Origin of the sequence: Candidatus Pelagibacter communis (genome assembly GCF_001180205.1) — a bacterium.
Taxonomy (GTDB): domain Bacteria; phylum Pseudomonadota; class Alphaproteobacteria; order Pelagibacterales; family Pelagibacteraceae; genus Pelagibacter; species Pelagibacter ubique_O.
In genome coordinates this window covers 1-647 of sequence record NZ_CVSU01000069.1, presented here as the reverse complement: position 1 = coordinate 647, position 647 = coordinate 1, and the positions used below count along the sequence as shown (strand labels likewise).

General features: G+C 29.7%; 1 protein-coding gene. It reads left to right on the top strand.

Annotated features, from left to right (window positions below; translation table 11 throughout):
* Positions 1-546, top strand: a 546-nt coding sequence (locus AMO08_RS02720; RefSeq protein ID WP_075484894.1) for an enoyl-CoA hydratase-related protein, incomplete at its 5' end; no start/stop codon positions are given.
* Positions 547-647: the final 101 nt, after the last annotated feature.

Here is a 647-nt window from a genome sequence, read left to right as displayed (position 1 = left end):
TATTTAAAATTATTTAATCTTTGTTCAAAAGTAATGCTTCAAATTGTTGAAGGTAGAAAACCTGTAATTGCCAAAGTTCATGGAGCTGCATTTGCAGCTGGCTGTCAATTGGTTGCAAGTTGTGATTTAGCTTATAGTACTAAGGACGCATTGTTTGCTACTCCTGGTGTAAATATTGGTTTATTTTGTAGTACACCTATGGTTGCTGTCAGTAGAAAGATAAATCGAAAACCTATGATGAAAATGTTGCTAACGGGAGAACCTATCAATGCAAATTATGCAAAAGAAATAGGGCTGATAAACGATAATTTTTCAAAAGCTAAATTAAACAAAGAAGTGTTAAAAGTAGCAAATAAGATTGCTTCTAAATCTAATTTAACAATAAAAATTGGAAAGCAAGCTTTTTACAAACAATTAGAAATGCCATTAAGTAAAGCTTACGCTTATACAAGTAAAATGATGACCCTTAATATGATGGCAATGGATGCAAAAGAAGGAATTTCCGCATTCCTCGAAAAACGAAAACCAAAATGGAAAAATAAATAATGATAAAGAATGTTTTAATAGTTCTTTTTATTATTGTTGGAATGTTTGTAATATATAATTTTAAAGATCATAATCAAAAAAGAGCAATCGATGCATGTATT